Below are 26,123 nucleotides of genomic sequence, written 5' to 3'. Positions count from 1 at the left end.
AGAAAAATATTGGTTATGAATAAGGAATCAACAGAAAAAGAAATCAGACAAGCACTTATATATACAGCCAGGACAACGGCTATCATTGCGTTTCTATTTGTTGCTTGTGGAACCATTTTCATCTGCACTTTATTTTTTAATGGGCAGCCAGATGTAGTGACAGCAAAAACCAAACAGGATGTGGAAACCGGTACAGCTGCTGTTAATGTCAAAAGCCAGGTTATACCTGCTGATGCCTGGAAAGCGCCTGATGAAAATACGATTCCGGCGGACACCAAGTACGGCCAGATGATCAGGTATGGCAAAGAATTAATAGCACATACGGGCAAATATTTTGGGCCAAATGGATCCATAGCCCGTATTACAAATGGTATGAATTGTCAGAATTGTCACCTCGAGGGTGGAACCAAACTGTTCGGAAATAATTATGCTGGTTTTATTTCCAGTTTTCCTAAAATGAGTGGCAGATCAGGAAAGGTTGAACCTGCATCGGCACGTATTGCAGAGTGCTTCAATCGAAGTCTTGCAGGCAAAGTACCAGACGAATCTGGTAAAGAGATACAGGCAATGCTGGCTTATATGAAATGGCTTGGAACAGGTGTAAAAAAAGGGGAGAAAGTGTTTGGAACGGGAACCGAAAAATTAAAATACCTGGATAGGGCAGCGAATGTCAAACATGGAGCGATTTTATATATCAGTAAATGTCAAAGTTGTCATGGTGCAACGGGTGAGGGAATACTCGATGAAGACAAACTAAATTATGTTTATCCGCCATTATGGGGCAAACACAGCTACAATGATGGCGCAGGGATGTATAGACTCAGTAACTTTGCGGGGTTCGTAAAGAACAATATGCCATATGGTGCCAGATATGGGGATGCGCAGTTAAGTGATGAGGAGGCCTGGGATCTCGCTGCTTTTGTGAACTCACAGCCAAGACCACATAAAGATCAAAGAAAAGATTACCCTGATTTGTCAAAAAAACCTTTTGATGCGCCATACGGACCATATGCCGACAACTTTTCTGAAAATCAACATAAATATGGTCCATTTGCGCCAATTGTAACCTCCAAAAAACAAGTAAAATTAACAACCAAATAAATTATCAAATTCTAAAATCATGAAAAAAATAACCTTAATCTGTACACTATTTTTGCTGATCGCAGCAACCTCGGCCACTTTTGCCCAAGCTACACCTGCTAATTTTACAGGTGCAAAAGCCACCCTGAAAAATTATAAGGCACTGTATGTAATCAATAACGGTGATGAGAAAAAGATTGCAGGAACACTTCGAAACCTAAAAAATGCACTCGACGATCCCAGGTTAAAAGGGAAAATCAATGCAGAACTTATTGCCTTTGGAGATGGCGTAGCTGTTTACCAGAAGAACGGATCTTTTGAAAAAACATTGTTAGAACTGCAGTCCAGAGGAGTAATTCTTGCACAATGTGAAAATACCGTCAGAGAAAGGAAGATCGAAAAAAATACCTTATTTGATTTTATCAGTTATGTACCCAGCGGCAATGGTGAAATCATCATCCGTCAATATCAGGGATGGGCAGTTGTACATCCTTAAACAAAATAATTAGAAAATCATGAAATATATAAATCACACCTTTTTAGCCACAGTTGCATTTTTATTGCTTTGTGGAAATGTTAAGGCCCAGGATCATCGCTTTGATCCGCCCTGGAATACTCCACCTGAAAGTAAAGTTCAGTTCACAGTACATGGAGTAGACAATGTGCCTGATCTTTTTGGAGACATTAATGATCCCCAACTCGTGGTTTTCTTTGCCGGTAACCAGTTTATGTGCATTGACGAATTAATTGCAGCCTTTAAAAAGTCATATCCACAGTATCAGCGGGTATTTGCCGAAACGCTTCCCCCAGGCATTTTAGCCCAACAAATAAAAACAGGCAGCATCGTGGTTGGCAACATGAGAATTACCTTAAAGCCGGATGTTTATACAGCTGGTAAGAACCGGATAGACATGACTCCTGAATGGTTTAGCAAAACGACTTTATATGCTAGAAACAGGTTGGCAATCATGGTCCAAAAGGGAAATCCGAAGGCATTGAAGTCACTCAAAGATTTAGCAAATAAAGAGCTGAGGATCAGTATGCCAAATCCAGAGAATGAAGGGATCGGTAAACGTATTGAAGAAGCCTATGTGAAAGCTGGAGGGGAAACATTAAAATCTACCATCATGGAAGATAAAGTTAAAGATAAGACTACTTATCTTACCATGATCCATCATCGCCAATCACCAATGAGGATCCTATACAACGAAAGTGACGCCGCTCCAGTATGGTATACTGAGGCCTACTATCAGAAAATGATTGGCCATCCTGTTGAGCTCATTGAAATTCCTGAAAAAGAGAATATCCATGCGCAATATATAGCCGGACAGTTAAAAGATGCGCCACATCCGGCCGCTGCAAAGGATTTTATGGATTTTTTGATCAGTCCGCAGGCTGCTGCCATCTACAAAAAGTTTGGTTTTGATTTACCTTAAACATAAACACAATGAAAAATATATTTTTAACCATATTGTCAGTCATTGCTGTAGTGACCATTGGGAATGCACAAATTCCAAATGATACTTTATATGTCTATGGTCCCGGTGGGCCGCTCGGACCGATCAATGAATGTGCGAAGGTTTTTGGAAAGCAGCATGATATCGTAATTAAAGTCACTGCCGGGCCAGATAATGAATGGATGCCGGATGCAATGAAACATGCAGATCTGTTCTTTGGAGGAGCAGAATACATGCTTTCAAAATTCATGTCTGACCACCCAAACATGATAGTGGCGAACTCTCGGACAGAGTTATATAAACGTGCGGCAGCGATCCTTGTACGGCCCGGCAATCCTAAAAACATCAAAAATCTGGGCGATCTCTGTAAACCAGGTGTGAAAATTCTTGATGTGAATGGGGCTGGGCAAATGGGGCTTTGGGAAGATTTGGCAGGTCGACAAGATCTGATTGCAAACATACAGCAGCGTATAGCAGGCACATTTGCAAATTCGGCATTGGGTATTGCTGCATGGAAAAATGATCCTCAATATGATGCCTGGATAACATTTGGCTCCTGGCATAACCGTTTACCAGACCTCACCTCAATGGTTAGGATTCCTGTTACACAAACAGTCTATAGAGGTACACCTGTAGTGAGGGGTAGCACTGGTACGCATAAGTCGGAAACTGAGGATTTTATCAAGTTTATGCAATCCGATAAAGGACATCTCATTTTCAAAAAATGGGGTTGGGAATAAATAATGTCTAAAAACTTATCTTCTATAACATGAAGTTATGGAAGATAAGTTTTAATGATTTGATCAGGGTTTTTTAGTTATGGATCTTTGAATTAGAAAATAAAGACAATGAAAATCATGACACAAATCAAAGACAATTCAAATTCTTCTAAAATAAAGGCGGGTAACCTGCTAAACTTAAATTTAAACACCCGTAAAATTATCTTCATCCTGGCAGTTTTGCTGTGCCTCTTTCCATTTATGTCGCCTCCTTTAGCCTTATTGCTAGGATTAGTATTGGCGCAACTAATGGAACATCCCTATCTGCATTTAAATCACAAGGCCACAAACCTGCTGCTAAAAATTTCTGTTGTCGGGCTAGGATTTGGAATGAATGTATTCAGTGCAATGAAAGCAGGAAAAGAAGGCGTACTGTTTACCGTAGTCTCTATTTTCGGAGTACTTATCATTGGTTTTATCCTGGGAAAAATATTTAAAATAGAACGTAAAACATCTTTTTTGATATCAGCTGGAACGGCGATCTGTGGTGGAAGTGCTATTGCTGCATTGTCGCCTGTAATGAACGCAGAAGAAAAACAGATCTCTGTTGCAATGGGTACTGTTTTTATACTCAACTCGGTGGCCTTATTTCTTTTCCCCGCTATCGGACATGCGCTTAACTTGTCACAGTCACAATTTGGTATGTGGTGTGCCATTGCTATTCACGATACCAGTTCTGTTGTTGGGGCAGCCAGTAAATATGGTGAACAAGCACTACAGATAGCCACAACTGTTAAGTTAGCCAGAGCACTATGGATTGTTCCCGTAGCGTTTGGTACATCTTTGCTGTTCAAAAGCAACAATAGCAAAGTTAGTATACCCTATTTTATAGGGCTATTTATCCTGGCAATGATCGCTAACACCTACTTGCCTTTTATTAAGCCTTTTGCGCCCTACTTTGTAGCATTAGCAAAAGCAGGCTTAACTTTAACGTTGTTCCTGATAGGAAGCGGACTCTCATTTACTATCTTGAAAGCAGTGGGGATAATGCCACTGTTACAAGGCGTAATTTTATGGATAGTAATTTCAAGTGCTGCATTATGGGCTGTTATATCTTTGGTTTAAAATACATTAGTTACTGATCATCACCAGCTTTTTTGAAAGATCATCAATAAGAACCACATGTTTATAATCGGCGCCACTTGTTCCTACACTTTTAATTATCCCCGAGGATTGACCGCTAAAAGCTCCTTTTTCATCGGTCTTAAAAGAATTGATGACATAATCTGCGTTAAACGTATCATTTGAGGAGTTGGTTAACGCTAAAGTATACGAAGTATTTGGCTCGAGTTTTTTAAAGTCCTGTTGGACAAGATCAGTCAAGCCTACGCTTCTTACGTTTAGCATGCCTGATGACATTGAATTATCCTTATTCATCAATTTAATCACCTGACTTTTGTCTGCAAGATTAAGCGGGGTTAAATTTTCTTTTGAGGCATTTGCAGGGCTGGCATTAGCGGCGTACAACAATGCTTGCGGACATTGTCCAATAGCAATGGTTTTTACAACGGCCATTTTTACCAGATCAACCACTTGTACCTGGTCATCATTTTCTAATCCGACATATGCAAATTTACCATCTGCTGAAGTCCAGACGCCATGTGGCAATGATCCTGTCGCAATGCTATCAGTAAGCTTGAAATCTTGTGAAACACTAAATACTTTTAAGCTGTTTTCTCCGCCAATGGTTGCCAGCATCACAGGTGAATTATTAACTAAAGTAAAAGTGACATGGTTGGTAATTGGACCTGTGTTTAGTACTGTATGTATAGTATTTGTCTCCGTGCTGATGACAGTGATCTTCCCTACATCCTTATGTGTCAATGCAATCCATTTCCCGTCCGGACTACAGAATATATTTGGAGAAAATGGACTAACTACTGGAATACGCTTTACAATAGCATAGGAAGTTGCATTCACTACATCCACTTCTGCAGTAAAGCTGGAACAAATATAAGCCCATTTTCCATCTGGAGTAAAAGCAACCATTCCCGGGCCGTCGGCTACTGGGATTTGCTTGATTTCAATCAGTTTATTTGCATCAATTACGCTGATATACGATTCTCCTCTTACCGATATCCATGCCTGTGATCCTGAAGGGTTAAAGGTTGCCTCATGCGGTGAACGTCCGATATAAACAGTTTTTAATACTTTACTTTTTGCTGTTGAAATAAAGGTTACTGAATTTGATCCAATGGAAACCACTGCTAGTAATTGCTTTTTAGGGGAATAACCCAGGCCATGAACCAGGGCCTGTCCCTTATATAGAGGACTTAAGATATCAGGTTGGGGTTTACCAAGAACAATATTTCCTAATAGCGTTTGTGTTGAGGGATCTAAGACAGAAACCGTATTAGATATCTGATTGCCTGTATAAACCCTGTCTTGGGCATAGATTGATTGTGCTTTTGATTGTAGGGCAAAACTGGATATAAATAGCGTAAACAAGGATATCTTTTTCATATGTTAATGGGAGTTTGTAAATGTCTTCATTTGTTGGATTTCTATCTGTTCATCTGAGATAATATTCTCGGCCAGTCTTTTTACATTTTTATTTTTTCCATACCGCAACTCAACTTTAGCCATGTCGATGGCAGCCTGATGGTGAGGAAGCATTATCCTTGCAAAGGACAGATCAGTATCCGACAATTGTTTTTCTTCAGGCATTTGTTCCATCATCACTTTCATCATCTTCTGGTTGGCGTTTTGATGTTGGTTGCCTGTAGCGATAAATCCTTCAGGATGGCTGAGCAGGAGTTGCATTTGCTGAATCTGGGTTTGTTGCTCAGCTTTGATACTTTTAGCTAGCTGAATCATTTCTTTATTTTTTCCGGTCTTAATCTCTTCTTCTGCCATATCAATAGCACCCTGGTGATGTGGGATCATCATTTGTATGAAATCTCTGTCTGCAGATGTGGTAGCTGATATTTCATCCATCTTCATCATCATATGGGCCATTTGCCCAAGGAAGACATTTTTTTTAGTTGCCATTTGCATGTGTTCATGTTGTGCTCGTGCAGAGAAACTAGCAAATAGTAAAAGTATAGACGTGAATCTGATCATGGTTTGATGTAGAGTATTAAATGTGATAAACTGTTTATGCCAGACAAGCCTTCTGCGATAACCGCAAGATCCTGAAATTTGTTCTTATTGAGCTATATTACATCTACATCAATTGGCGAGATAAAATTAACCATGTAAGTTCTTCTGTCTAAATCATGCTCCATGGGTTGCGTTTTGCCATTTTGATCTGTCGCTCTAGCCATTAAACTATATCTTCCAGTCTTAGCAGGAACCACCCATTCAAATTCAAATAGCTGCCAGGCGAAAGGGATAGCAGGACCAATTAATTTTGCTGGTTGCCATGAATTTCCTTTATCCGTGCTTATTTCTACTTTCGATAGGTTACTATCACCTGACCATCCTGCACCCCTTACTTGATAAGGTTTTCCAGCCGGCACCGCTTCAAACAATACCGGCCTTGATATTTCAGACTTAACCAATGTAGTGGTTACGGGCGTCAAGGTAGGTAGTCCTTCAACACGCTTCCAGTAAGCATATTCAATCGTCTGCCAATAGCCATCAAACGGCTTTTCAGATGCAGTAATTTTCATCAGCCATTTTACAGATGCCATACCATACCATCCTGGAATAATTGCCCTTGCCGGGAAACCATGTTCAGCACTCAATGGTTTTCCATTCATTTCATAGGCGATGATGATGTGATCCTGCATTGCTGTTTTTAACGGAATGCTCCGGGCGAATTTGATTTTTCCTGGTGATTTCGGCTCTTCTGTAATCATCCCCTCATCATTCCCTTCCAAAATAATGTCTACCGTACCCACCTTTATCCCAGCCTTTTTTAACAATACGGATAAAGGTACTCCTGTCCATTCAGCATTGCTGATCCCACCTTGTTCCCATCCTAAACCCTTCACTTTTGGGGCGAGGTTAGCACGTCCGTTTCCGGCACATTCTATAGTAGCCATTACCTTTTTTGCAGGAAGCTTTTTAAGTTCGCTCAGATTGATCTTTATGACCTGATTGGTGTTGCCGCCAATCTCTAATTCCCAATTTGCAGCATCAATATTGGGGATGTTAAAATGACTCCTGATGAAGAACTGGTTATTTGGAGTAATCCTGTTTTTTAACGTAGGAAATGGAAACTCCATATTTAATGGCTTTTTCTCTCGCGTAATAAGTCCTGGAAATTCATTGTCTTCACTGGTTTGTTGAATCTCCTTCGCGGAAGCCCAGGATGGTATTGTAGCGCCAGCTATCACCGGGATAATTCCAGCAACAAAATTACGTCTGTTTAACGTGTAGTTCTGTGGTGTTTTGTCGTTTTTCATCTCAATAAATGTAGGTGATTACAATATAGCCAAAAATTCCTAGGATAACTTGTATTCTTCCATTTTCTTGATGGTTGAAAGGAAACAAGTGTAGACTTTACTTCATCGCTGGCCTGCTAGAAAAGACATAATAATTCTACACCTGTTTATCAAATACTCATCTCAATTTCTATCAAAAAACGGTCGTTTTTCCAGAATACAACGATAAACTACTGTTGAAGATTGCTGCGATTTATCATTAAAGTTTACATTTATTTCGGATGGGCTTGATTACATTTTAACGTTGAAAATGATAACGGTATAGGTGAATAATAAAAATTGCCTGGATTTAATTTGATTGCAAAGAAAGGGATCTCGTGGAGATCCCTTTAGAAAGTGTACCTAATGCCAATTTTATAACAAATCAATTTATAAAGGATTTATTAAAAATCCACGTATGTGCATTAAACTAACAACTAAATGATGTATCCGGTGCCTTATCGAAACCACTTAAACATTAAATCTTAATAAAAACTGATATCTAAATACTCTACCTCACCTGTCTTTTCCACTAATCCAAGCCCATGGAAACGCAATGTCTTTCGCAATGAAGCAAGGTTGGTTACATCTAATGAAAGGTCATACTCATCTGGATCAGCAATATTGGTAGTGATGATCATTTTAGCGCTATCCTCCAGGTATCCAGCCATCTTTTTCAAGTTATAACTCACAATCTCAAAATGAGGGAAATTATCTGCTGATATACTAGAATGCTTGCTTTGCAATGGTTTGAAAGTATTTAGCTTAGCACGATCAACCACAACCAGCTCTAGGTAATTTCCATTTTTTTTGATCAATTTTGCATTGAATTTCATGGCATCACCCAATAATTCCACGATCATGTTTCGGCGGGGTTTGTTCGGTATAATCGTATTCGCATATTTTCTGAAAAGAAGAGTATCAGATTTTGCATCAAAATTAAAGTCTATATTTTGATTCAGACGGGGCATATCATTACTAATGAAGCGAACCTTGCGACTGTATTCCGTTAGGTAATTCAATACGTCGCCTAACGGGGTGTTCCGCTTGGAAACACTTAACATATCTCCTCCCTTGTTGATGGAAGCACTTCCAATCATATTTCCTCCTGTTGCGGGGCTCACACTAAATGTAAACAATGGAGCAACAGGCTTTAGAGGTGTATTCTTGGCAACTGTCTTGGACTTTTCTGCATTTGGGCTAACGGCAGACGCATCCTTGTTTGTAATGGTTGAGAGAATTTCTGCACTCAAATCCTGTCCTAAGCCTGCCCACCTTACGACGTTATTCTGATCGATGACCACGCTATAAGGAATAAAAAGAATTCCAAATCCCTTTTTAGTTATACCAGTGGTATCTAAGAGATTTAAACCTTTTACCTCTTTTTTTGAACGGGCAAAAAACTTTTGTACTGTAGTTGGAGGCTCGTCTGTTATAATAGCGAATACTACATCTTTATTTTGATAGGTAGTAGCTAATTGATTAAAATGCGGAAAGTTTGCAATGCAAGGCGCACACCAGGTTGCCCAAAAATCTAGTACGAGAATTTTGCCTTTGTAAAAGTCTGGTTTAACGACTTTACCCATATTTCGTTGAAAGATTACTGGAGGAGCAGCATTACCGACTAATGAAGAAATTTGACCTTTACAAATACTTGCAGTAAAGAATAAAAGAGCAATAAAAGAGATGAGTTTTTTCATAATTTTGAATTTTTGGCATACATTAAATCTGACCACTAGAATTATAGACTCAGACGATTTAAAATGTTTAATTGACCCACAAAATTTTTACAATCTTATATTTTATCGGCCGAGATATAATAGAAATATAGCCACTCATAAATCCTTGTATTCTGCCTCTCGCGGATTTAGTAAGCAGTAAATGACGAACACCTAGTAAAAAAACAGATTAGTGCAACATATTGATTATCAATGAATTTACAGCAAAAGAATTTTCTAGGGTAAATATGCCGGAAGATCTGAATGGTTTTATTTTAAATAATCATCCAGTTTTCAATAATTAAACGGTGGAATAGTGAGAATGGTTATCATTGAAATTATAAGTTTTACTGTTTTGCCGAACCTACCTGCTAAGTCCCTGTGACTGTTGCAACTTTTTACGCCTCCGTTTCTCAGCTTCCTCAGCGGAATCTGTATGTGGGGGCTCGTAGGTAGGTTCCATCAAGATTTCCAATAACCCACTGCCAGCATCTTTTGCGATAGTTATCATATCGGCAACGTTGGCAAAAACTCCATCTGAAATCCCTTTCGCCAAACTATCTATACTGATATCTCTTGAAATGTCAGTCGAGAGTTCCGAGATCATCTGCATCTGTGTTTTCTGTTCAGGAGTTCCGTTCTCCATAACATTTGCATATATAAACTTATCCTTAAGTCCTCGCTCGAATTGGAATAAATTATCAAACAGCTCCTCACCAGACTGTTTAAAAGCACTTCGGTTAAATTGGCCCAATCTTGCAGAATGCACCTCGTTCTTTCCTTTTGAGGTATTTTGAGGACTAAGCTTAACTTTATTGCTCAAATCTTTACGACTCACAATCACTTGAACGTGCATTTGTCGTCCTTCTTTTCGATCGCCCTTTTGCTTTATTCCATTTTTTACCTCTTTGTCTGTGTACTTGTAGTAACGATAGTTTTCAACCTTGCCAAACCATAAAAGATCGGTATTGGTATGGATACCTGGTCTTTTAAAATTCTTAGCGTATTCGTCCATAACATTCACCGCAAATTCTTTGAGTTTCTCTTTTGCACCACTCTCTCCATATTGTTTAGAAAGATGTTCCAGCTCCTTTTGGCTTGGACTGATATTTATCAGGAAAAACTTACTGTCATCACGGCCAAGCTTTGCAATATTATTATCGATTTTTACACGGACTTCCTGTCTTTTAACGTTGTTTCTAACACCGTTAAACCAGTTTTCATGATGCTGTTCTAAGTTTTTTCCAGTTTTTGAAGTATTCTCCTTTTCCAGATAATTGACCAAAGCTCCGCTACTGCCTTTGTTATTTCCCGTCTCAGATGCTGTAATGTTGATGTACATAGGCTAAATATTTTCAAGGGATTTTCTGACATAGCTTTGCAATTCCTCCTTTTTGGCAGCTGATACCGGCCATCCTAAAGATTCTCTTTGATTGATATAATAATTGAGTATCTCTCTAAAACTGGACTTCAGTTTACTTTTATCATTGTAATACTGGTGAGTTCTGGCAATTTCTTTTTCCAATTGCCCCATACGGTTAGAAATTCCGTCACTTTTCTTTTCCTCTTTCTGTAGATGCTGCCAGATTATTTTGAAATATTCTGTATGCTCTTTTGCTATAATAGTGAGTCCGTTACTGTTGGTAAACATTGGTAACAGAAAATCCTTTTCCTGCTTTTTGAAAAATGATAGTATCCTGCTTACTCCGTTTACCAACTCTTTCTTAAGTAGTTCGTCATTGAAATCAATCGGGTCTTTTTTTGTACCATAAAAATAATTTACCATCTGTATAACCACCAATTTTTTCGGCCTCCCCAGTTTCAGCGAGATTTTTTCCAGTTTTTCATCAGTTGCTTTTGGATATCGCACAGACTTAACATTGATATCTTCCATTACCTATCTCCTTAAAAGTTCTTCTCCAATTCTATATTAAGCTTCACTTCACTGCCCAGCTTTGGGTGCCATGAGGGCTTATATTTAATAAAACCACTTTCCTTCAACTCCCTGATATTTTTGTGGTATGTAGAAACAGACTTTATCCTTGAGAATCGCATAAGCGTTTTTCTGCTTACATTAAATGGTAGTGTTAAATCCTGATAACTACAACATTGAACCAATGCAATCAACATGCTTAAATGCGTTGGGAAAAAATTTGGCTGCTCGGACGCATGCGCAAAGTATCTTCGCAATCCTTTGTGGTACAAATTTTCATTTTTCGTCATTTCATTTCCCATCCATCATCTTTTGAATTTTTTCACTACTGTAAAACATGGTTCCCCCAACCTTACGAAATGGCAAATTGCCATTGATACGCAGGTTCTGTAATGTGCCGGGTGAAATATTAAGCATTTTCCTTACTTCAGCACTCCTCAACCATGATTTATTTGAAGTTTCACTATTAGTTTTTAAAATATTTTTCATTTCATTCAGCATTTCTGTCTTGAACTGCTGCAAGTCATCCATTGTAATGATGTCCATCTTCATAATTTACTCCTTTCTTTTTTGATATATAAATAAAATTACATCTCCATATTTTTTAATATTCAGTATACCTTTAGGTATACCGTTTCTTTTTTTATCGGCCTGAAAAAGCCGACAAGTATCCCCGGAGGATACTTGAAACCCCTGTAGCGATAGCTCAGGGCAAGCAAGTAGGGCCACTGCCCAACTTCCGCTTGCTCAGCCCCCGAAAAGGGGGGCTGACTGTTTGATGGCCTTTCTACCGCTAATAGCTGCTTCCCACAAAACCCTGCAAGCTTCCCAACTGCCCCGTATTACGTGCTATGTCAGTAGTTTTTACTATACATAAACCGTTGTTGTGTGGATATATATAGCTATATTGGCGGTATGATACCGTTCGTTGGGGAATAGATTTCTTCCGCGGTTTTCTTCCTTCCCGATCTTACCCATTCTAACAGTTCCACCCTGGAGAAATAAAGTCTTTTGCCCCGCTTGTTCACGGGGATTTCCTTCCGGCTCACTTTGGTGTAAAGCGTGGGTATGGACAGGCTGAGAAATTCGGCAGCTTGTCTGATGGTCAATAAATCGTCTTGGGGACGTTGGGAATTTTGCGACCTGTTTTCGAGCAGCAGATCTTTAATATAATCTACCTTTTCGTGCAGTGTACTAATGGCCTGCGGTAGTTCTTCAAAGGTGTACTTCATAAGCGGTATCTTTTGTTTTGATACCGCAATGTTAGTCGCTTGTATTGTAGGGTTACAACAGGTTAAACCATATCCTTACTGTTTCATTACTAATATTTATTGTTTTTTTTGTTTCGGACCGTCGGAACCAAAAAAGGAACTTTATCTTTCATCCTTACCTCTAAAATCGGTGATTTGCAGACCTTGGTATCGGAAGATATAATTGCACTTAGCCAGCCCTCCGAATATTCGTTTACTTTATCTCCATTGCTATATAAGAAGTGTTTTAGAATCCATTTTTCAAGTTCTGCTTTATTGCATCCCACAATTAGGTTTGCTTCATAGAGCTGCTTAAAAGCATCGGCCAGTTTATTACTGTTTCCGTTAAAGATCATCTGGCTTGCAGGCTGTTCGTCCGCCTTTATCAGGGCGTCAAGCTGGCTGAAATGTTCTTCTGAAAAATAAGTCCTTATCAGTTGCAAAAAATCATCTATATACTGATGATTGAATTTTGGCCGACCCGCATCGGGATTATATGGGATTTTTGGGGTTAGCTTTGGCGTAGCATCTTCAACTTGTTCGGGGCTTTTCTGCTTGGCCATCCATTCCTCGAAAGTTTCACGGGGATTTAGAATTTCATCTACTTCGCTGATCAGCTCACTTAAGAACTTGTCCCTGATCTTCAAAGTATCGTGCAGACTTTCCACAAACTCATCACCTATATAAATATCCTTGTAGTCAGATTGCAGGTTGTTAACGATAAACAAATAATCGAGTTGGATCGAAAATATGAAGTTGCCGGGATATTCGGCTTTAAGTTCACCGTAATGCTGGTGGAAATTTGTCCATATCAGTTTAAACCTTTCCTTTAATTTTTTGAGTAGTTCAAATTCTCTTTTTAAACTGGTGTCGGTAAGGGATAGCAAATCAATTAACGCCATGTCTTTTAATACCCTGATTTCACTTTTATAGGTAAAAGAATCATAATAGTGGGTTTCGTGAGCAAGGCTATAAGCTTGCTTTTCCACATCTTCTTTTATTGGGCTTTTCAATTCGGACTTGGTGATGAGGCGAAGGTTAAAAACCTGTAAACGTGTTAAAAAATTCGCTAGATTCTGCATAAGTTATTAAAGTTTTATCGTTTATTCTAAAATATTTCGATAATTTAAACCATTACGTTGATTTAGTATAATAAGAAATGAAGCGATTTATTTGAGTACAGCTTGGTCAGCTTCTTTCATGCCTTCTGCATTATACCAGGAAAATTTTCTTTCGGTCCTCATGGATTTTTTTCAGGACATGCTCAGGACGACATCAATTAAAAGGCCTGTGAAGAAACTATACTTTAATTAGGTTCCATTTTTTCTAGAATTGTGTGGACCCCCTCGACAATAAGTTTTGCTTGGCTAGGCGTTGTTTTTCCGTCTAAGTGGACAAGCTGATTTCTAACCGACATCCAATTTTTTATATTCATGTAGTCATTCTGATCTAGCAAATTGTATTCGATAGCATATTTTAACAATTGCGTTAGTGGTACTATCCTAATTGGAATTTTTAAAACGATATCAATATTGTTTCTTAAACGGGATTCCAATTGAGTAATTGCTGATATGATTGCAGCTTTGTACTCTCGTTTATCAAGCAGGCGACGCGATTCTGATTTAAAGTCCTCCTTAAATTCACTTGACATCACTTCAAACGCTTGTTCGAATTGTCCAGAAAACTCATCAATATTTTTGAAAATATCAATATCTTCAAGGATAAAATCCATCTGCTTGGATCTTAGAGAATCGGGGAAGGCTATATTTGATACTACAATCACTCTTATCTTTTTACCGGTTCCTCTAATTGACAATGCCATATTTAACTCAAATGAAGGATTGAAATTGTCAATGTGAACAACAACGATACTTGAACGTTCTATGAGTGCAACAACTTTAGCTGCATTATTTTGTGCATTTGGACCTAAAATATCATCTGATGTAATCGGCGCGAACCCTGCAGCTTCAACAATAGGAAAAATATATTTCTTATAAATTGAAATTAGATCACGTGGTAACGAAAAGTAAACTAATCGACCATTTATCGACCCATCACGACTTGCCGAAAATTCCATCAGTGGATCTTCTTCAGTTATGGTTGCAATAGCTGGAAAATTGGTTACCCAATAATGTCGTAGTTCTTCAAATACTTCTTCGAAAACGGTGGAGTATGATTTTCCTGGAAGAAGAGGAATATTAATTACTTGTACATCACGTCGGTTGAATCTAGCTGTATCTTGTCCAGAACTGCTGATTCGTAATGTATACGCTTTTCTTTTTAAGCTACCTAATCTATCTTTTACCATTTGAAATACTTGTCTGAGATCTGGATCATCCAAACTATAACCAATAAATATGATGGTTTTAGAAATAAATAGATTAGCTAAATACGTCGAAAGCATTGGGTATCGATTCAAGAAACCATCGTAATCCTCTTCTGTCGCAACAATTCTTTTAGGATGGTGAAGATCACCATGTATTTTAAAAAGAGCAATCTCGTTACTGTCACCGTTGGCAATGGCTAACTGCTCCTCTTCGATTACTGGCCTGCAATACCTCTGTAATAAACCGTAAGCCTGTTCAAGCAAAAAATCAAAATTTGTGGTAGCAACCGTTTGAAATGGCAATCTGCAAAACGCTTTATGTGCATCTCCAGGTCTAATCTCCCTGGTTAATAGAAGCTTTGTTAGCTTCTCAATCATTCTTACTCTTGAAAACTGATGTTGGTAGGCAGAAATTGCGTCTATTGCGCCATTGTAATTGTAGCCAGAGATTGAATCCGCGAACTCTCTGCCCAGCTGATCCCAATCAGGTATGGATTTACCTATTGGAAATATAGCATTTTTAGAAAATCCAGCACCAATAATTGGCAAAACACGGCCATAAATAAGGTCTTCTAAGAAAGGTTTAGGAAAAAACTTAAGATATTTATATTCTGAGTTCATTGATTGCTTTTTTTTAAAGGATAATTGGCTAAATGAAAAGGGATTTAGCCGGTCGTCTTTCCACCCACATTATGATAATTCTTCGATAAGCGGACATCAGCTCATAGAGATACTTTAATGAGAGCACCCATTGTTTCGTATCATTATAACTAAGTATCAAAATTCCTACGGATTTCTCTTCCAAGATAAGGTAAATGCTCAGGCAATATGTCACCTTCGAGTATTATCCAATCATCACCATCTAAACGCCGGATCATACTGACAGATAAAATATCACTTATTGCAAATTTTATTTTATTAGAGCCATTATCAATAAAAGGGGTTTGAGAAAAGCCAACCTCATATCGTATTTCGTTCCCCGGTTTGAAAGAAAGTTTTTTTGTCATAATCATTTAATAAAATGGAGCGTCCTTACTTTCCATCTTTTATAAGATATCCAAATAAAGTGTTAATTCCATATCTCCTGATTTAGTAGCAGCCATGTGCATGAAGTGATATCTATTGATCCTCTTGCACCAAAAATATCATCATAATAACATTCGGCTTAGGAGAATATTACAGAGAATCAAAAATAGTTTCAAGGGGGCCAATTGATTGGTTTGTCCACTAAGATCTTGAGTTTATGTTCTTTTGACTTAAAGCACTTTGAACAATTTCAAAAATTGCCACAGGTAAATCTTCATGTTTATCAAGAAGAATCGGGATAATACCCGATGCAAGTAATTTAGTAATATGCTTTTCGGTTTTCGCTCCCGAACTCACAAAAGCAACTCCATAAGGCATACCCCTTGTCAATTCATTATGCTTATACCAAATATCCATTTGCGCTAAATACGGGCACACATCCTTAACCAAAGATTCAGCCGACATACCCAACGCTAAAAAAGTATGTCTTCTAAAAAACTCGTAAAAATACTCTTTCCAATAATCATTAGACAGCATCCGATTAGTAAATTCCTCAGAAGCAAAAATTATTTCCTTAGAATTTTTACCATGTCCATCAAAAGGAAGATAACCATGAATATGGGCAATGATAACATCAGCAGATTTGGTTAGGAATTGTGCTTTAGTGAAGACATCTACCTGAAGACCTAATAAATTCAAATACCACTCTAAGACACTATCAAAATTATAAGTAATAATATTTCTTACATTCCCCCTATGCTTGCCAACAATTAATGAAGATATCGCTATTAAAAGTTCCTTTTTGGCCATACTAAAATCGAAGTCCACCTCGTCATAAAGAAACTTTTTAATCTTCTCCAAGTAATCCGAATGTGCTAATTTATCTTTAACATCATCGATTAATTCTTTAAGTTCGGCATTAGAATAAAACTTAACAGAATCACGTATTCCTGGAAATACCTCGTCATGAATCGCAAAAACTAACTTATCCCAGGTTGGCAACTTCAATGCAGCAGAAACCCCAGAACCAAGAAGTAAACCCAAATGACCACTATTAAGATATGAGCCTAAATGCCCAACCGTCTTAGCCTGATCATTTAGCAATTCTTCAAGTTCGAAGCCGAAGTTATTCATCTTCCAGTAAAGTTAATTTGCTAATGTAAGAACTGTCTTCAAAAGCCTTAATTTCATCGAAATACTCAAAACTCGTTATCATTATAGGGCTAATTGTTGATTCACTTTCTCTTTTCAACCAAAACCTCAAGTTTCCAAGTTTATCAAAAGACAAATCCAGAGTTTGGCCATCTTTACTACAATTTAATTTTAAAGAGAGAGGTTCAATCCCAATTCGACTGTCCTGACTCAGTAACTCATAAACCCGGGAACTTAACGGATTGCTACCAGCAATATTCACCCTACTGATACTGTCATCCTTCACCGCAGCAGAATACTTTGTAATTTCAATTAATAAACCTTCCTGCTCCGCTTGAGTTTTATTTAACCCAAGCTCATTAACCTTCATATAATCTAAAACCCGCTCAACACTAGGTTTAAGAACCTTTCGCTTTATTTTTGCTTCCGTTAAACAATCGTCAAGGTATTTACCAAGCTTAATGTAAGGATAACAAATAAAAAACTTCTTTTCCACACCCCTCAACTGACCGATGTAAAAATCATACCAAAAAAAATTAATAGGGCCATCACTACGGGAACTGTTTAAAGACAAAATCGATTCACTACCAAGCGCACGTGCTATTTCAACCTGTACATGATAAAAAGGTAGCTGCTGCGATGATGAAGGGATTTTTTCTTTATCCTGATTCCCTTTTAAGATATTAAAGACATCACCAATACTATTTAATTGCTCAGATTCTAAAAAAACTAAATAATAAAAATGGGAGCTGGAAAGCGCTGAATCAATCATAATGTTTTACATGTGCTTAAAGATAACAATAACCAAGCGGACGTTTTTTCGATAAAATCATCATTTTTATCTTCACTCGCACTATAAACTTCCTTACTCAATTGATTTAATAAAAACCTGACCTTACTCTCTATTGGCTCGCCCTCAAATGAATTGGTACTAATATAATATAAATTTGGATTGCCAGCATCATCTAGATTATCCTTTGAGAGGTTATTCTGGTCATTATTATCAAGTAGTGTTTCCAATTTACCTACAAAATAATTATAAACCAAATCCCCAACAATCGTACAATTATAAAACCTGTATTTTAAATCCTCAATAGCAACCGTGTCTTTGAGCAGAATGATAATCTTATCAAACATAGGATTAGGCCGTTCGACTTGCCAGCTGCTAAGCAACTGATTAAATAAAGCCAATGCTCTATCAAAACGTACATAAACTTTTCCCTCAGCAGATAAGCCTAAAATAATCAACGTACGAAGTATATATTGTTTCAAGTCATTTGCAACTGCGGGTATTGTCGCCCATGAAGTCCAGATTGATAGCAAATAAATATCATGTTTCTGTTTATAGATGTAACAAAAGTCAATTACATGAACAAAAATTTCAGTTATATCCTTATAATAAAATAAAATTTGGTCTTTAAGTTCCTCAGCGCTGCAATCATAAAAACCTATCTTACGCTCAGGATCGCTTTGGCAAGCTAGAATTTCAGAGTAATCCGACTGACTTGTTAAAGAACCGTAGATTTCGGCATTCATCACAAACTTAACTAGGAGGGTCACAAAGTAATCAAAATAACTAATTTGCTTTCCATTAATAACGTTCGTTTGCTCAAAAGATTCCGTGATAATCCCAATATACCTGCTTAAATTTGTAAGGTATGGTTCATCCCTGAACCTGTTAGGCGGGATAATAAGCTGATTGAGTATCAACCGTACATGATTATGAATAATCTCGTGTGTATAATTAATAATATGCCAAGGCAACTTGTAAGACTCTACAATAACCTGAATGGCAGCAGTAGCGCTAAACTCGTATTCCCTGAATCCAAGCCTACCACTAAAAAAAGAAAGTCTATGAAAAAAATCATCGGGTAAATCAGCACCTGCTTTAAGCTCAGAACCCACAACACTTTGTTTAATTGCATCTTCCTTCCACAATGAAGAACTAAAAAAAGATGGATCAACTATTATTGAAAAGTATTCTTTAGGTACTGGAGCTGAATAATACACCGTAGTTTTAAAATCCTCAAAGGGAAGGCGAAAAAATGCCTTTTCTAATTGTTTAATCAACTCATAAAGCGACCCAATTGCCGTTCCCAAGCCAAGTAAAGAATGGCGCCTAACAATACCAATATGATCAAAAATTGGAAAAGTACCAGAGTAGGCTTGAGAATAAATATAAGAAAGGGAGGAATTAAATTGAATTATCATCCCATGCCTATCATTAATTAAATCCTGAATAATCTTGTTATTTAAAGGATTTTTAACAGCAGCAATACCTTCATCTATATTCTTTACTTTCAGATTATTCAATATAGCCTCAGAAGGCGTAAAAATATTATCACCATGAAGAAAAGACAAATCAGAAATAAGGTCAGATGCAGCACTTATAGTACTTTTATGGTTATCGAAATAGTGAGGTGTAAACTTTTTAGAAGCAGTTAAGAGCTTATCAACAGAAACAATAAACTCAGAAACCGCAAATTTCAAATATAAGGGCAATAAAGCTGATATCTTAATGCCGCTGTGATGCACACTTGTAGAAGTACAAAAATTCTTGACCCTTGAAGTCTTAGAATTATCCAATCGCTTGCCAGCTATAGACCAACGCTCATACGCAGTGATGTTCTTCAGCGACTCAAGATAATCAATAATCTTTTGAGCTAAACCACAAGAAAGCTCATCAATAATCACAATATTAGCCAAACCTATTGTAAACCAAAGCTCATTAGTTATAGAAAATTCCAGAAGGAGGTTATGTATGGTAGGATATACCTCTGGAACCATTAAAAAAGTTATTTCAGTCCCATCTCTTAAAACAGGCCTCAAAGCTGTTCCGTCAGTATATGGGCTGAACAGCGGACTTGAAATAAATAAATTTTGGTAACTTAATTCAGCAGGATCCTCATCAGTGAGGTGAACAACAGCACTGTTATAATTTGGATAGGCATCATTCTCTCCTTCTACAGTAAGGAATAATCTGAAAATTGGAATCACTTTTTAACCGGCAGTAAATGCAGATTATTGTCTCTCCAACTTACTTCACCAATTTTTTTCCTATCTGCTCTTTTAAACGGCCCGCGCTTAACCATCGGAATGTCCGTAGTTTTTTGCGCAGCCAAGCCATTATCTGCCGCACTCCCTTCGTGATGCTGCTTAGGTTGCCCCGAACCACCGAATGATTCAAACTGTGTTTCCCAAACGAAATGAAGTTGTTTTTTAGTAGGCATATGTTTTTAAAAACAGGACTGCAAAGATAGAATCATTTTTATTACTAACAAAATAAATGTCGTTTAATTTTTTAAAAATGAGTTACTTACGCAGTAATTAAAAAAAATGTTAAAAAGTTTTAAAAAAAAACAAGGTTTAGATTATTTGGTTTCAAATAAATAACTCAAACTCTGCGAATGAAAAAAAAATCTATTAGTTGTCAGACGAATAGAACATTTGATAAGAGCGTTACTTCCAACCTATGCGAAGGCTTCTAATATTCGTCCGCACTAAATTGGAAAAAAAATATCAAATAAAAAAACAATAAATATTTTTATTAAACTTTTGTTTTTTCTCCTACATAAGTAACGCTAAAATAAACTATGCAGCGATGAAAATAAAAAAAATCAATATCGTTAGCGCTTAATACAAATTTAGTTTTGAGTACAAAGGTTGAATAGCAGAGCATCAAAATTTTGAGGCCCTGTTGTAGGTAGAATTTCTGCAAGCTTTTTCTGGAATTCTTCACCCCGAATGTAACTGCTAAAATTTTCCCCTCCTAATCAAGAAGGTAGTTTTGCGGGATCGGCTGAATACCATACATATTTGCATCCTAATTATACCAGGAATTCAAGTCCGATACATTGTTTAGGGCAGGCGGTCTGCATGGATGGCATTAATCCAGTCTTGCTTTTTACCCAGTTGTTCAAATAAGAAGCCTATAACGGCAAATTTCTATTATTTGTACTTTTAGTATGCAGCTATCACATTTCGATTTTCCTGACGGCAGGGGCCTTACCTACTTACCCAGAAATCCAAAAGTACATATTCCCCATGTAGGTGGACAAACCAAGCCACTTGACCACTTCTCGCCAATTTACTAAAACACAGGCAAGCAGCAATTGACAACAAATTTATTTCCGGTGAGAAGGGGTCAATCCAATTTGGTTTTTCCAGTTACGGAAACCACCTTTACCATTTGGGGTTATTTTCGTGGTTTTTATAGTATCTTGTAAATATCGCTAACCATGTCAAGGTATGTTTAGTGCGGACTTACAGATATATTAATGAAGCAACACTTTCTGCCACAATGTTATTTAAAGGAGTTTTGTAATGATGACGGAAAATTACATACTCTTAATTTGGACTATCTTAAATATAAAAAGAAGGTATTTGACGAGCCTAAATTTCCTGTTGAGGTTTGTAAGATACCCGATTTCTATACTATAAAGGACGAACTAAAGGAAAGATTTAAAGACTTAGAAGATTTAGATCCCTTTCACGTTGAGAATCAGTTTCACAAATATGAAAGAGAGTACCCCAGGTTATTGACACAAATTAAAAGTAAAACAACTTCTTTATCATTTTCTGATGCGTTCCTTTTTCTCTATGCCATCATAGATATAAAGATGCGTAATCAGCATTTCAGAAAGACGGCAATTGAGGACAAAAAAGAACGTGTGATTGATAAGCTGTTTAATGGATATAGGAAAGAGCTTGAGAATGTAGATGTATCGGCTTTCTTAAATATCACTAATGAAGAAATGTTGGATACAATGGACAGAGTGCGGGAAGAATTGATGACAAATGACAACTATGCAAAGAATTCACACATTACTACCCTCATTGGACAAAACAAGGCGGTTTCAGGCATACATCTGCAAATTATCAATAGGCTCTTCAAATACCAGTGGATGATCTTTGAATCAAATAATCAATTCATTACTACTGACAATCCTGGCGCTTCAGTTGATGATAGTGATAAAGTGCATAACACTAAATTTGCTGAAAATATAATGTTTTTCATGCCCCTAACGTCTTCCCTTTGTTTGGGCATTGCGACAGTTATCTTTGATCAAGATTTTGTTGGAGATAGAAGCCAGAAGCTACTAACATTCACTAAAGTACCCCCAAGCTTCGTGGAAAAGATCAATCAAGCACAAACTTATTATATAACTAAGTACTTATTTTCTGCCAGTAAAAATTTAATCGAGGAAATGGCTGAAAGAATAAATATTAAAACTGAATCAGCCTAAATAATTTCAAATGGATTGCCGAGACTTGATTTCATATATTCACTAAATTTTTTTGTGTGGACGATTACTCGTCCATTAAAGAAACTATGAACATTATCCCCGATGGTTCGTGGCTGCATCAAATTCATATTGTTTAAATAGGAAAATATCTTTAGTGCCACATCAAGATCAAAATCATTTTTTGTAAAGGACGGGTCGATAATTACAAACTTCACCTTTGGGTTATATAATAGTGCTATTCTTATCGTCATATTTATATGCTCATCTCCAAATGAATAACCAACAATATAAATGGTGTCGGCTATGCAGCAATCTTTATCGAAAGTTGCCTGCATTTGCCTGAAAGGTGCAAAAATACCTTTTTGAGTCTTTTGATAGCCTGTGATGATATTGGTAAGCATTATTGTCTTACCTTTTTCGCTTTGAAAAGTAGAATGTTCATAAAAATTAACTGGTAAAACTGGGGCTGCTGTTAATATAAATTGAGGCGTGGAAAGCCGACTTCCATTCCTGGCTTCAATGCCCCAAAAAGCACATCCGTGCAAGTTATAGTGAACATTTGAATCCGTGTCCGTCAAAATCTTTTGTATGTCTGGTATTAGCCGTGCACCATAGTCAACTGCATGACCACATTCAAAACCTTCAAATATCTTATAGGACGTCATACCGTTCTCTAATATTATTTTAAAATTTCGGTCATAGTTTAGAGTAAACATTCTTAAAATGTTTTCACCATTTATATGTTCGATCCATTTGGCAAAGATTTCATTCAGCTCTTTGTTTTCTTCAGTTATCACTTCCGACTTTCCTAATGAATGATATGAATAACTTGAAATTAAGGCAACAATATCAGTCAATAAATGCGCAATTAATTGTTGTAGAAAAAATTGCGCGGGAGTTTCTTCGCCATTTGATGTAGCGGCATACTCGGATCTAACTCCTTTGGGGATTTCCAACTTAAAGCGTTTTGAAGCATCTCCTTCAATTGCAAAGTTTAACAGTTCATTTTCAAATGTGGGCGAGAAAAACCCTTTGATTAAAGCAGGTAATTTCTTTTTGCGGCCATGCTCGGAATAATAAACAACTAGTTCTTCGATAACATTAATAATCGTTTCAAAATTGATTTCGTCGTCTGGGTAGCCTGCATCTTTGTGCAGATGCTGATAGATAAATTCTGTTATTCTTGTTTGCCCATCTGAGGAAAGGAAACCAGAGTTTCTAACCATTTCAGTTAATTTTGCTGTACTTGGTGCTCTCCAGTCCAATACGGCACCTGCTCCAAATAATATAACATTTCTGCTTTTGGTCATAGGTGAAGGTAACAAATACATGCTTATAATTATAGATATGGGATATGTTTTGACTACAATCACTATAATTGACAAGGAAAAACATGCGGTCGTTTGGAGTTTGTTTGAGAATTAATTGTAAAGGTGAGTTTATGAGTATCTTTATATAATTATAATCAAACTTTGACTACAACTATGACTTACGAGGAATTAGCAGGTAAAATTACCGGTATCAGTTTTCCTTTTTTTGGTATCTCCTGGGCACCTGTAAAACCAGATATAGAAATTGCGAGGAAGGTTATAAACTTCCTTGAAAACAAAAGGGTATTGTTCAATTCTTATGAATTGGAAAATCCGAACCATTGTATGAAATCGGTAATACAGATTCGAGACTTTTTAACTATTCAATTAGATGAAGTTGATAGGGGTTCCGAACTGGATGGAATTTTACGAGGCATGAGAAGCGCAGGTAAAAGAGTTATGGATACTGGTGCGCATAATTATCAATTTGATGAAAATAACGGCGGCAGTTTCGGACCATTTGACCAAATTGTATTTTTTAGTCAGCTTGGCATATTTCGCGGAATTATGGGAATGTTGATCGCTAAACTTGTAATCATGCACGGTTTGGAAATTGAAGATGACCTGATATGCATATTACCAGTCGAAAATCTTGAAATTTCCTGATAGCCTATGCCAGTCGGTAAAGGAAGAAAGAAAAAAAACAAGTCCAAAAGAAGCTCTTCCATTCATCCAGACAGACAGGTTACTCATTTTAACGGCCTCAAAATCGTACGGCAAGGTAATACTTGTATATACTCATAACAGGCGAAGTGCTGCCGAACATGCCCAATTTTGGAAAACATCAAGCTTGGCGTCACAGAAGTATTAGCTACAATTACTGCTAAAATAGCAGAAGCTTATGAGATTTTTCGGAATTATGATAATATAGAACTGCTCGGTGCATTATCTACCAACCACCTGCATAATCAAACAGACAAGGGTGATGGGGGTGTTGCGGAAATCATTCTGGAATATGGTATGAGTATAGCCTCCTCAATTCCTATGGTTGATAATTTACAATTCCCTTCTCCTAAAGTTTTAGATAAACTGATTGACACGTTAAGTGATCTCAAGTTATATATACAATATTATACCCTGGAATCAATAGCAAACCCGAAGGGCTTGGCCTTGACTAGGTATTTGGGATTGTTGAGAAATTTGCTGCCAAAAAGATCGAAGGTATTTCTAAGTGAAATAGAAGCCCCTGTGTTTGCACCTAACTATAGATATTGGTTAGGTTGGGTCATATATGTTTGTTAGTTTAGCATTTTAATTAATGCTTACCGAAAAAAAACAGTTGGATGAATAAGATATCAGATCAGGTATTCGCGGATTTTTTGACCAACAAACCGTTATACTATAAAATAAAGGCAGTAGAAGACCTAAAAGTATTTGACAATACGGCCTATGTTGACGTTTTTGGTTTTAAGAATAAACCTTTCAGGTTTCTTTGCCCGGAAGAACAAACCGACCAGACCTTTAAGACTGACCTGATTGAAAGTGCATACCCCAGACTTTCTATGCTCACTATGAGCAATGCTGACGAATTGCCTTATAGCTTTGATGCAAAAACGGGGAGATTGGACCTTAAGGTCCATGTTCAAGGAGTTTGTCAATCATGCAAAGCAAAGATTGATTTTTTGATCAGAAGCACTTCTGATAAGGAATAGAATAGACGCAAAGAGGGAATGACAATTACCATCCAGAAAATTGGCCAGTTCCCATCCTATGAAATTGGGCTTAACCCTACGCTAAAGAAATACCTCAACGACGAAGATCAGTCCAATTACAAAAAAGCGCTGATCTGTTTGTCCATAAGCTACGGGATTGGTGCTTATGCTTATTTGAGGAGGGTAATAGAAAATGAGATCAAAAGGATAGTTCATGATATTGCAGAGCTTGATTTTGATGGTGCTGAATATGTTAAAACGGCCTATGATTCCTTTAAGGTAGATTTTCAGATGTCGAAACTTATAGATGTCGTAAACAAACATCTTCCGTCCTCACTAAAAGAACTTGGCGATAATCCGGTTAGGCTGTTATATGAACAGCTTTCTGGCGGTATACACGAATTTACCGATGAACAATGTATAGAAAAGGCACATCATATAGACGTACTGTTGAATTATGTGATCAGAAAAATCAATGAAGAGAAATACCAGCTTAACGACGTGAAAAAAGCAATGCTTGGTTTAAGACAAAATAAATAGAGATATAAATTTCGACTTGACCATGCTAATGCCCAAAACGTAGGCCAACCCTGTCAATAGGAATGTAAATGTCCTCACGCTGGGCCTTGCCATCGAATAAAAACGGTTTTATTTCATTGGTTATCCCTGTAAGCTCCCCTGTTTTTCAGACCATTCAAAAGTATAATTTTGTCCTCAAATTTCCTGTAATAAATCTACAGGAGATTTGAAGTTCAATGCTTGAT

The 26,123-nt window shown here is 37.3% G+C and carries 27 protein-coding genes; 11 read left to right on the top strand and 16 right to left on the bottom strand.

Translation table 11 applies throughout. The features are described from left to right. Positions 1-15: 15 nt before the first annotated feature. The 5 genes from ASE74_RS15260 (at position 16) to ASE74_RS15240 (ending at position 4,381) form a co-directional block, all read left to right on the top strand. Entirely contained in the window at positions 16-1,101 is a 1,086-nt protein-coding gene (locus ASE74_RS15260; protein ID WP_082458796.1) for a c-type cytochrome, read from the top strand. A 19-nt stretch (positions 1,102-1,120) separates the two neighbouring features. Further along, positions 1,121-1,576: a DsrE family protein gene (locus ASE74_RS15255; protein WP_008245470.1), complete on the top strand. Its 456-nt coding sequence runs from the start codon at positions 1,121-1,123 to the stop codon at positions 1,574-1,576. Between the two features lie 19 nt (positions 1,577-1,595). After that, a complete protein-coding gene (locus ASE74_RS15250) occupies positions 1,596-2,516 on the top strand; it encodes a substrate-binding domain-containing protein (protein WP_055910873.1) in 921 nt (306 codons plus the stop codon). An 11-nt stretch (positions 2,517-2,527) separates the two neighbouring features. After that, positions 2,528-3,277 (top strand): substrate-binding domain-containing protein, encoded by a 750-nt coding sequence (locus ASE74_RS15245; protein WP_055910871.1) that lies wholly within the window; start codon positions 2,528-2,530, stop codon positions 3,275-3,277. Positions 3,278-3,385: 108 nt separating this feature from the next. Continuing rightward, positions 3,386-4,381, top strand: coding sequence for a YeiH family protein (locus ASE74_RS15240; RefSeq protein ID WP_369800177.1), 996 nt, complete (start codon positions 3,386-3,388; stop codon positions 4,379-4,381). A 6-nt stretch (positions 4,382-4,387) separates the two neighbouring features. Here ASE74_RS15240 and ASE74_RS15235 read toward each other — a convergent pair whose 3' ends face one another. The 15 genes from ASE74_RS15235 to ASE74_RS15160 all read right to left on the bottom strand — a co-directional run bounded on the left by ASE74_RS15235 (position 4,388) and on the right by ASE74_RS15160 (position 20,321). Beyond that, on the bottom strand, positions 4,388-5,779 hold the full coding sequence (locus ASE74_RS15235; protein ID WP_055910869.1) for a YncE family protein: 1,392 nt from the start codon (positions 5,777-5,779) through the stop codon (positions 4,388-4,390). Between the two features lie 3 nt (positions 5,780-5,782). Further along, entirely contained in the window at positions 5,783-6,379 is a 597-nt protein-coding gene (locus ASE74_RS15230; protein WP_082458795.1) for a DUF305 domain-containing protein, read from the bottom strand. Between the two features lie 92 nt (positions 6,380-6,471). Continuing rightward, on the bottom strand, positions 6,472-7,668 hold the full coding sequence (locus tag ASE74_RS15225; protein WP_055910867.1) for a sulfite oxidase: 1,197 nt from the start codon (positions 7,666-7,668) through the stop codon (positions 6,472-6,474). A gap of 503 nt (positions 7,669-8,171) precedes the next feature. Continuing rightward, entirely contained in the window at positions 8,172-9,386 is a 1,215-nt protein-coding gene (locus tag ASE74_RS15220; protein WP_055910865.1) for a TlpA disulfide reductase family protein, read from the bottom strand. 382 nt (positions 9,387-9,768) lie between these two features. Next, a complete protein-coding gene (locus ASE74_RS15215; protein WP_055910864.1) occupies positions 9,769-10,746 on the bottom strand; it encodes a DUF5712 family protein in 978 nt (325 codons plus the stop codon). Between the two features lie 3 nt (positions 10,747-10,749). Next, complete coding sequence (locus ASE74_RS15210) at positions 10,750-11,298, bottom strand: BfmA/BtgA family mobilization protein (protein ID WP_055910863.1); 549 nt, start codon at positions 11,296-11,298, stop codon at positions 10,750-10,752. Between the two features lie 330 nt (positions 11,299-11,628). Then, a complete protein-coding gene (locus ASE74_RS15200; protein WP_369800176.1) occupies positions 11,629-11,883 on the bottom strand; it encodes a helix-turn-helix domain-containing protein in 255 nt (84 codons plus the stop codon). A gap of 356 nt (positions 11,884-12,239) precedes the next feature. Continuing rightward, on the bottom strand, positions 12,240-12,569 hold the full coding sequence (locus ASE74_RS15195; RefSeq protein ID WP_055910858.1) for a helix-turn-helix domain-containing protein: 330 nt from the start codon (positions 12,567-12,569) through the stop codon (positions 12,240-12,242). 89 nt (positions 12,570-12,658) lie between these two features. Further along, positions 12,659-13,669, bottom strand: a complete 1,011-nt coding sequence (locus ASE74_RS15190; RefSeq protein WP_055910856.1) for a hypothetical protein — start codon at positions 13,667-13,669, stop codon at positions 12,659-12,661. 224 nt (positions 13,670-13,893) lie between these two features. Continuing rightward, the gene (locus tag ASE74_RS15185) at positions 13,894-15,534 is read right to left on the bottom strand and encodes an SIR2 family protein (RefSeq protein WP_055910853.1); all 1,641 of its coding nucleotides are present in this window, start codon (positions 15,532-15,534) and stop codon (positions 13,894-13,896) included. Between the two features lie 149 nt (positions 15,535-15,683). Further along, positions 15,684-15,920 (bottom strand): hypothetical protein, encoded by a 237-nt coding sequence (locus ASE74_RS15180; RefSeq protein WP_157255440.1) that lies wholly within the window; start codon positions 15,918-15,920, stop codon positions 15,684-15,686. 220 nt (positions 15,921-16,140) lie between these two features. Continuing rightward, complete coding sequence (locus tag ASE74_RS15175) at positions 16,141-17,073, bottom strand: SIR2 family protein (RefSeq protein ID WP_055910849.1); 933 nt, start codon at positions 17,071-17,073, stop codon at positions 16,141-16,143. Then, positions 17,066-17,863, bottom strand: coding sequence for a hypothetical protein (locus ASE74_RS15170; RefSeq protein WP_055910848.1), 798 nt, complete (start codon positions 17,861-17,863; stop codon positions 17,066-17,068). The genes ASE74_RS15175 and ASE74_RS15170 overlap by 8 nt, the downstream gene beginning before the upstream one ends. Further along, entirely contained in the window at positions 17,860-20,088 is a 2,229-nt protein-coding gene (locus ASE74_RS15165; protein WP_055910846.1) for a hypothetical protein, read from the bottom strand. The genes ASE74_RS15170 and ASE74_RS15165 overlap by 4 nt, the downstream gene beginning before the upstream one ends. After that, complete coding sequence (locus ASE74_RS15160; protein ID WP_055910844.1) at positions 20,085-20,321, bottom strand: hypothetical protein; 237 nt, start codon at positions 20,319-20,321, stop codon at positions 20,085-20,087. The genes ASE74_RS15165 and ASE74_RS15160 overlap by 4 nt, the downstream gene beginning before the upstream one ends. Before the next feature lie 735 nt (positions 20,322-21,056). On the opposite strand from ASE74_RS15160, the gene ASE74_RS25355 reads away from it, so the two are divergent. Together ASE74_RS25355 and ASE74_RS15155 are read left to right on the top strand one after the other, a co-directional pair. Continuing rightward, a complete protein-coding gene (locus ASE74_RS25355; RefSeq protein ID WP_255352046.1) occupies positions 21,057-21,185 on the top strand; it encodes a hypothetical protein in 129 nt (42 codons plus the stop codon). A 183-nt stretch (positions 21,186-21,368) separates the two neighbouring features. Then, on the top strand, positions 21,369-22,337 hold the full coding sequence (locus ASE74_RS15155) for a DUF4238 domain-containing protein (RefSeq protein WP_055910842.1): 969 nt from the start codon (positions 21,369-21,371) through the stop codon (positions 22,335-22,337). Here ASE74_RS15155 and ASE74_RS15150 read toward each other — a convergent pair. Then, positions 22,334-23,647, bottom strand: coding sequence for an SIR2 family protein (locus tag ASE74_RS15150; RefSeq protein WP_055910839.1), 1,314 nt, complete (start codon positions 23,645-23,647; stop codon positions 22,334-22,336). The genes ASE74_RS15155 and ASE74_RS15150 overlap by 4 nt on opposite strands. 174 nt (positions 23,648-23,821) lie before the next feature. Here ASE74_RS15150 and ASE74_RS15145 point away from each other — a divergent pair, with 174 nt between their 5' ends. The 4 genes from ASE74_RS15145 to ASE74_RS15130 all read left to right on the top strand — a co-directional run bounded on the left by ASE74_RS15145 (position 23,822) and on the right by ASE74_RS15130 (position 25,899). Continuing rightward, the gene (locus ASE74_RS15145) at positions 23,822-24,313 is read left to right on the top strand and encodes a DUF6650 family protein (RefSeq protein ID WP_055910837.1); all 492 of its coding nucleotides are present in this window, start codon (positions 23,822-23,824) and stop codon (positions 24,311-24,313) included. A 168-nt stretch (positions 24,314-24,481) separates the two neighbouring features. Further along, entirely contained in the window at positions 24,482-24,949 is a 468-nt protein-coding gene (locus ASE74_RS15140) for a hypothetical protein (RefSeq protein ID WP_055910835.1), read from the top strand. A gap of 41 nt (positions 24,950-24,990) precedes the next feature. Next, positions 24,991-25,359 carry a hypothetical protein gene (locus ASE74_RS15135; protein WP_055910833.1) on the top strand — a complete coding sequence of 123 codons (369 nt, stop codon included), beginning with the start codon at positions 24,991-24,993 and terminating at the stop codon, positions 25,357-25,359. Between the two features lie 18 nt (positions 25,360-25,377). Beyond that, on the top strand, positions 25,378-25,899 hold the full coding sequence (locus ASE74_RS15130; RefSeq protein ID WP_055910831.1) for a hypothetical protein: 522 nt from the start codon (positions 25,378-25,380) through the stop codon (positions 25,897-25,899). Positions 25,900-26,123 lie beyond the last annotated feature (224 nt).

It is taken from the genome of Pedobacter sp. Leaf216 (assembly GCF_001421515.1).
Lineage (GTDB): Bacteria > Bacteroidota > Bacteroidia > Sphingobacteriales > Sphingobacteriaceae > Pedobacter.
This window is presented reverse-complemented; position numbering and strand designations above follow the sequence as displayed.